9 protein-coding genes and 1 pseudogene are annotated in these 6,234 nt (G+C 60.9%); 1 reads left to right on the forward strand and 9 read right to left on the reverse strand.

What is annotated here, in order from left to right; translation table 11 throughout:
• Window positions 1-37: 37 nt before the first annotated feature.
• Window positions 38-406, reverse strand: a pseudogene (ssb, locus tag ACFPN9_RS09650) (single-stranded DNA-binding protein); the annotation flags it as partial.
• A gap of 241 nt (window positions 407-647) precedes the next feature.
• Between ssb and ACFPN9_RS09655 the strand changes: the two are divergent.
• The gene (locus ACFPN9_RS09655; protein WP_068078845.1) at window positions 648-1,055 is read left to right on the forward strand and encodes a hypothetical protein; all 408 of its coding nucleotides are present in this window, start codon (window positions 648-650) and stop codon (window positions 1,053-1,055) included.
• Window positions 1,056-1,057: 2 nt separating this feature from the next.
• Here ACFPN9_RS09655 and ACFPN9_RS09660 read toward each other — a convergent pair whose 3' ends face one another.
• From ACFPN9_RS09660 to ACFPN9_RS09695, 8 genes are all read right to left on the reverse strand, one after another.
• Complete coding sequence (locus ACFPN9_RS09660; protein ID WP_068078844.1) at window positions 1,058-1,729, reverse strand: hypothetical protein; 672 nt, start codon at window positions 1,727-1,729, stop codon at window positions 1,058-1,060.
• A gap of 114 nt (window positions 1,730-1,843) precedes the next feature.
• Window positions 1,844-2,290, reverse strand: coding sequence for a hypothetical protein (locus ACFPN9_RS09665; protein WP_068078843.1), 447 nt, complete (start codon window positions 2,288-2,290; stop codon window positions 1,844-1,846).
• Between the two features lie 101 nt (window positions 2,291-2,391).
• Window positions 2,392-2,913, reverse strand: coding sequence for a hypothetical protein (locus tag ACFPN9_RS09670; protein WP_156449974.1), 522 nt, complete (start codon window positions 2,911-2,913; stop codon window positions 2,392-2,394).
• 33 nt (window positions 2,914-2,946) lie between these two features.
• Entirely contained in the window at window positions 2,947-3,522 is a 576-nt protein-coding gene (locus ACFPN9_RS09675) for a hypothetical protein (protein WP_156449973.1), read from the reverse strand.
• A 28-nt stretch (window positions 3,523-3,550) separates the two neighbouring features.
• Window positions 3,551-4,015 carry a hypothetical protein gene (locus ACFPN9_RS09680; protein ID WP_068078840.1) on the reverse strand — a complete coding sequence of 155 codons (465 nt, stop codon included), beginning with the start codon at window positions 4,013-4,015 and terminating at the stop codon, window positions 3,551-3,553.
• Window positions 4,016-4,100: 85 nt separating this feature from the next.
• Window positions 4,101-4,820: a hypothetical protein gene (locus ACFPN9_RS09685; protein ID WP_068078839.1), complete on the reverse strand. Its 720-nt coding sequence runs from the start codon at window positions 4,818-4,820 to the stop codon at window positions 4,101-4,103.
• Between the two features lie 76 nt (window positions 4,821-4,896).
• On the reverse strand, window positions 4,897-5,508 hold the full coding sequence (locus tag ACFPN9_RS09690; RefSeq protein ID WP_068078838.1) for a DUF1419 domain-containing protein: 612 nt from the start codon (window positions 5,506-5,508) through the stop codon (window positions 4,897-4,899).
• Window positions 5,509-5,842: 334 nt separating this feature from the next.
• Window positions 5,843-6,234: transposase (locus ACFPN9_RS09695; protein WP_377816717.1), on the reverse strand; the 392-nt coding region annotated here is incomplete at its 5' end.

Genomic DNA, 6,234 nt, shown 5'->3' on the forward strand with positions numbered 1-6,234 from the left:
ACGGGGCATCTTCCAGATGCGCGTTGTCGGCATCGGCGCCGCCGCCCGCGTCGCTGCGGCTGTCGAGGATGGTGAGGTCGCCGCGGAAGCGCTGAAGCACGATCTCGGTCGTGTACTTCTCGGCGCCCTGCTGGTCCTGCCACTTGCGCGTCTGCAGCTGGCCCTCGACATAGACCTTCGAGCCCTTCTTGAGGTACTGCTCCGCGATCTTGGCGAGGTTCTCGTTGAAGATCACGACCGAGTGCCACTCGGTCTTTTCCTTCTTCTCGCCGGACTGCTTGTCGCGCCAGCTCTCGGACGTCGCGATGCGCAGATTGACGACTGGCTCGCCGCTGTTGAGACGACGCACTTCGGGATCGCGGCCCAGATTGCCGACGAGGATGACCTTATTTACGCTGCCCGCCATGGGGAATCTCCGTACTCTATTTCTTTCCGAAATCGGCGACTTTTAAATTCGCGATAAAACGGATTTGGGGTTACAATTCAGCCTACTATTCCGCCTATTTATCTGATTTTACCGCTCCCGACGACTTATATATCGAGCCCCTATTTGGCGCACTTTCCATGCGGGGTTTGCTGGTGCAGCGCGGCTTGCGTCGCCGATCACGCCAGAGCATATCGCTGCAGTCTGATTTCGGAGATGGCTGATGCGGATGATTGTTGCAGTGGTGGCGTTGTTGAGCGGGACGGTCGCGCAGGCTCAAACAATCCCGCTTACATGTCAGGGCGAGTTCAAGATCTACAGGCCCTCTCGTACGGACGCGGATGTGCCTGCCGGCAGCGGATCGGTGGACCTCGCCCGCAAACGATTCAATTCTCCGGTCGGCAATTTCAACATCGCCACCGTCTCGGACGGTGCAGCGGAAATTCGAGACAGCTTCGTCGACAAGACCGGTCGTCGCCTCATCGTTCGAGGCAATTTCGACCGGACGTCCGGGAAGGTCTGGATTATGTGGCTGACCGAGCAGGCAGCCCATCGGTTCGACACGAACCAGAACGCCGGCGCTGAGATGTACGCCTCGATGCTCTGCGGGCGAGCCAACCGCGTTTTCTGAGGCTACGGCACGTCCTGCGCGACGAGATAGTGTGTGAGATCGCTATCTCGGATGCGGATGGGAACGCGTTTGAAGAACGGCAGCCCGATCGGCTCCATGATCTGGATGGATTGAGCAAGGACCGTTTCTCGATCCTCAGGTGCCAGGATCGAGAGCAGCTTGAAGCCGGCGGTGATCACCTTGGCCTCGTCCGGATCGGCTTGCGCGGTCATGTCGTTGATGATCGCGACGAGGTTGACCAGGAGCTGGTCGCCTTCCGACGGGAAGAGCATGTCCTGCAGCGGTATCGCTCTCAGATGACGCAGGATGAACAGGACATTGTCCGGCTCCGCATGGCGCAGGTGGCCGCGGGGCAGGCACTCGATCTCGCGGCCGTCGTTAAAGACCATCGTGATGAGGTGCATGATGCTGACAATCAGCGCGTGCGAAATCGTGGTCTGCGGAAGCGTGAAGACGGTCGTAGGCGCCAGGACGTTGACGTACTGGACAAACAGGTCATGGCGGCGTGCGAGGTCCACCGGAACGTTGGGGCCCGATAGAAAATCGGGAATGAAGGTGGAAGGGCGGTCGCCTGACGCGCCCTCCCCCGCCTCCATTGGCAGTCGGAGCCGAGTCTTCCTCAGGCTCCGGATCGTCTGCTCGACGATCTCATCGTCTTGGCGCCATGCACCCATGTGGTCTCCATCGCGACCGCAGGGCAGTCGACTCGGAGACTAGCTGAAATACTGCTTCGTAGCGAAGGGGTGAAATGGCGCGCCACTGGGGTCGCCCCCAAGTGGTCGGCCTCTTTAGGCGGCCTCGTTCATTGCAAAGCACTCGTGATGCGAGTGGATGAACGCAACGCTATGTCGATGGCATCCCCGAATAACGGAATCCTCCATGTCATCGATCAGGATCGTGCATCCTAGCCGAGCCGCCTCCATGCCCTTCCAGTGGTCGAACTCGACCAGAAGCGGATGATCTGGCTCGTCGTGCCGATTGGCGAATGCTGCGAAGAGGTCGACAGGAACGCTGGAGACGCCGGCGATCAGGCCCGGGTTGAGGCCGTGCGCGCGCAGCTGCTCAAGAGCCTCCTCGGCCCAGGGGCGCGGTGTCCTGAACGTCACCAGGTAATGCGCCTTCTCCGGATTTCGGCGGATATAGTCCCTGAAAAAGCGGGAGTTGGGGCCATTGATGAGCGTCTCGTCGACGTCCCAGGCGATGGTCTTGTGGTTGTCGAGGATCGTGGTTCGCATCCGCTTGCCCCTTTCTCAGCGTTTAGGCACGGTCTCAGTGAGACCTGACGGTCCTGTCGCCGATCGATTCGCCAGAATGTGTCAGGAGTCTTCGAGTAACCTCAGTCGGGTTTCTCGAGGCGCTGGACCGTTCCAGCCCAAATGCTGACGTCGGTCTGCGCATCTTTGATCGAGCTGCGGTATTTGTTCGGGTTGTTGCCGGAATAATTATCCCATGCACGCTGCAACTGCTGGAGCCGATCTTCCGCCTCGGCGAGCTTGGCGCGCGCCTCTTCGAGGGTGGCGGGTGCGGCCACGACATACCGGCTGTAGCAGAGGCCGTAATTGGGAGGGTTGGCTTCGGCGAACGCTTTGACGGCCGCGGTCGGCACGACCAGGCTGCATTGCCCGTGCGGCGCACTGCACATGCTGCCGCTCTTGGCGAAGAATGACTGATGCCCGATCGGGTAAACGCGACCTCGGTTGAGCTTGTCCACCGTCGAAAGATAGTAGCGCAGCATGCCTCCATGCGTTTCGCGGATTGCGACCTCGCTTCCCGGCTGGACGGCGCGGTAGTAGGCCTCAATTTCCGGGGCTGTCTGATCAGCGCAGGGGTATTGCGAGCTCGGCGTGTACAAAAACATGGCCCTTTCTGACGTGAGGTGTGCGGAGCTGGGCTACGCGGCGAGAACTGCCGGCATCGGTGTTTTTCGAGCCGGACCGGTTATCCAGACCTCGCCTTGGTGGCCATCGAGGATCTCGGAGAGCGACACGGTCTCGTCGATGAGGGCCTCATGGATGGTGCGATCTGCCAGATAGGCATGCGCTGCCTCGATCGCAAAGCGTCCTGAGGGTCGCGATGCATAGACCTCGAAGACGTCGATCGAACCCTGGACGTCGCGCAACGTGCTTTGCCCGCGGATCCTGTCATCCTCCCAGACATAGGCCTGTCTGAGCCAGGCTTCGAAGTCGAGGATCATGTCGGCCACCCCTGCGGCCCAGGTTACATAGGCGGATGGTAGTGGAGAAATCACCGATAGGAAGCCGCGGCTGCCGCCGGTGTAACCTTGGGCTTGTTCGAGGACGGTGGTCGCCCATTCGCAGGAATACCGGCGCCCATGAAAGCCTCGCTTGGAGAGAGCTTTCGATAGCACCAGCTCCGTGCATGGGACATGCGGTGAGTGGTTGGAGCCGGTGCCTTGGTAAAGCATTAGCGGGCGCTCGGATTGCTCATAAAAATAGGGGCCGTCCATTTTGGACAGCCCCTATCATGGCGGGTGATCAGTTCGGGAAATAGGCGCCGTACTGGTAGCCGTATTCGGCGTCCGGGCCCTGGACCAGCGCCGGGGTCTCACGGATGCGAAGCTCGCGGTCGCGACCGAGGCCGAGCACGCGCAGGGTGTCGCCCTGCAGAGCGCCGTAGAGCTTGATGAAGCCCTCCTTGAGCGCGTCGCCGAGCAACGCGGCGCTCTTCTCGGAGATCAGCGCGGTCACGCTCGTGAAGTCGTTGCCGGAGGCCATGAGGAACTGGGCGCGGTAGAACGTGCCGTTGCGGCCTTTGACCTCCGCGATATCCGACAGGGTGCCCTGGAAAACCGCCGGCTTCGTCAGGGCGACGGCCTTCGCCGCCTGCTTCACAGGGCGCCGGCGCGCGGTCGGCTTGGACTGTTCGGTCGCCATGGCGGCTTTCCGCTTGGCGATGATCGCGGCAACGACCTTGTAGGGGAGCTTCTTGGCAGCGCTCATCGTGGACGTCCTTCTTGGGATTTGGGAGTGAATGGGCTCACTCCGTCTTCCAAGGCTTCAGTCGTCCTATGCTTCGTGAGGCGCCCTAGGGCGCAGGGAATTTCACCTTTCTCAAGCAGGCGCGGTATGCCTGCGCGTCGAATTTCGTCACATCCTTTTGAGCGCACTGCGTCACGGTCTTTGTGCAGGCTTCTGATGCCCCCGTGGAGGCTGACGGCGCAAAGCAGCGTTGGATCGCGTCAGAATTCGCATTGCTGGCGGCGAGAGCGTTCTGGGACGCCTCGGATGAAAGGGTTTCAGGCACCCCAATGGCTTTGCCGATCGCGGCTGGAGCTGTCTTCAGGTCGAACGAAGTGTCGATGGTCGTGTTCATGTCGGTGAACAGCCGGACCGTCAATCTGGAGCTGTCCATGATGCTGCGCAGCGTCCCGAAGAACGGCGCGTAATCCTTGCCGTGCCAAATGATGTGGCGAACTACGCTGCCCGTCGAGAATGGCTGTTCCAGGCCTGCTATGGTTTCTGTCTCGATGAATTTCACGGCGGTGGTATCAGCCCGAAGCGCAGCGATGCGCCCCCTGCGCGCGAGCTGGTCGAAGGACGCTTCAGGTAAGAAAATGGCGACCCGCACTCGCGTGTCCGCATTTCGAAAAATTGCGATCCGATAACCGGCTGCATTCTGCGTCGTCGCCGCAGCCACCTTTTCGCGTGTCTGAGGGTCGGCGAATTGTGGGTCGACGATCCAGGTGTCGGCATAGGCATTGCCCGACACGAGCAGCGCGCAGATGGTGAGGACATGCTTCAGCATTTTTGCTCGACGCCTGGATGGTGGGGTGAGTGCATTTGTATCCGCCGCACCACCATCCACCAAGCGGCTAGGGCATCTAGGCAGATTCGCGCACGTAAATCCGTCGCAGCTTGAGCTTGTCGCTGATCTGCTCCGGCTTGAGGTCCTCGAGCAGCGACAGTGTGGTGCCGGCGCCGCCGCCGTTCACCAGGATGCTGCGCTTGCCCTGAAGGTGCGGCGGATAGGCATCGGGATTGACGCTGCCGGCGAAGCCCTTGAAGTCCGGGTGGGTCGCATTCCAGATGACCTCGAGCGCCTCGTCCCGACGCGGAGTGTCAGCGTCTTCGGCGGTTTCGCGCTCGATGATGGCCTGTCGCAGCATGTCGGGGGCGCCGGCGATCGACATGTCGCAGTAGCCGGCGAACCACCGCGGCACGCCGTTGATCGTGATGGCGCAGAAGACCATCGTGACGCTTCCCGCCTTGAATTCGGACATCCCGAACATGCCGCGCCGGTAGAAGAGTGGCGGGAGCATTTCGAGCATGTAGTCGTAGCTCTCTGACCCGATCTCGAACCATTCGCCGGCCCAAAGCTGACCGGAAATGAGCTGTGCATCACAGGGGGCGCCGTTGTAGCGGCCGAAAAGCGCAAACATTTCTGCGTTCGTGGTGACGCCGAGCGCCACCCTCCGGAAAGGGCGATGGGTCATGACTGTCCTTGAAGGTGATTAGCCGCGGCCGGGCGTAAAGGCGCGCAGGCTTTGGCGGAGGTAGAACGTCGCCGGCACATTCTCGAGGCCGCTAGCGGGCTGGATGGCGGCGTCATGAAGCTCTCGCTTGAGCTTCAGGAAATGAATGCCAAGCTCGTCCGCGAGCGTAGAAAGCGAGACGTACCTGGCCTGAAATTCAGCGAGATTCGTCGGGTGAACGACTGTTTGAGGTGACCGTTTAGTTGGGTTTCGCACCGTCTGCGTCTTCAGATGTGAGGTGGTCCCGCCTGGTGAGACAGTTTGGCGGCTTGGCTAAGGTGGATCGGGTTCGTTTCTACGCCGCCATTTGCTCCGTCATTTCTTGCGTATCATAGACCTCGTCGGGCGTCCTGCCGCCGAAGGTCGAGTGCGGACGTCGCCGGTTGTAATAGTCGATCCAGGAACCGATACCGGCCCGGGCTTCGCTGCCGGTCTCGAAGGCATTGAGGAAGACGCACTCGTATTTGAGGCTGCGCCATAGTCGCTCGATGAAGACGTTGTCCATCCAGCGGCCGCGCCCGTCCATGGAGATACGGATACCGGCGTCCTTCAACGTCGTGGTGAAGGCGAAGCTGGTGAACTGGCTCCCCTGGACGCCCTTCTGTTTGTCAAGCAGCGATACGTGTCGCGTTGATTTCCTTCTGGCGCTGCATGATGAGGGCGAAGACCTCGCGAGCAAGGTAGCGC

This window comes from Allobosea massiliensis (assembly GCF_042655245.1).
GTDB classification, from domain to species: Bacteria; Pseudomonadota; Alphaproteobacteria; order Rhizobiales; family Beijerinckiaceae; genus Allobosea; species Allobosea massiliensis.

Bases quoted from the DNA above. Each gene is read 5' to 3' on its own strand.
- ACFPN9_RS09670 (WP_156449974.1), bottom strand. From the start codon at position 2,913: ATGTTTTTGTACACGCCGAGCTCGCAATACCCCTGCGCTGATCAGACA.
- ACFPN9_RS09675 (WP_156449973.1), bottom strand. From the start codon at position 3,522: ATGGACGGCCCCTATTTTTATGAGCAATCCGAGCGCCCGCTAATGCTT.
- ACFPN9_RS09660 (WP_068078844.1), bottom strand. From the start codon at position 1,729: ATGGGTGCATGGCGCCAAGACGATGAGATCGTCGAGCAGACGATCCGG.
- ACFPN9_RS09690 (WP_068078838.1), bottom strand. From the start codon at position 5,508: ATGACCCATCGCCCTTTCCGGAGGGTGGCGCTCGGCGTCACCACGAAC.
- ACFPN9_RS09665 (WP_068078843.1), bottom strand. From the start codon at position 2,290: ATGCGAACCACGATCCTCGACAACCACAAGACCATCGCCTGGGACGTC.
- ACFPN9_RS09680 (WP_068078840.1), bottom strand. From the start codon at position 4,015: ATGAGCGCTGCCAAGAAGCTCCCCTACAAGGTCGTTGCCGCGATCATC.
- ACFPN9_RS09685 (WP_068078839.1), bottom strand. From the start codon at position 4,820: ATGCTGAAGCATGTCCTCACCATCTGCGCGCTGCTCGTGTCGGGCAAT.
- ACFPN9_RS09655 (WP_068078845.1), top strand. From the start codon at position 648: ATGCGGATGATTGTTGCAGTGGTGGCGTTGTTGAGCGGGACGGTCGCG.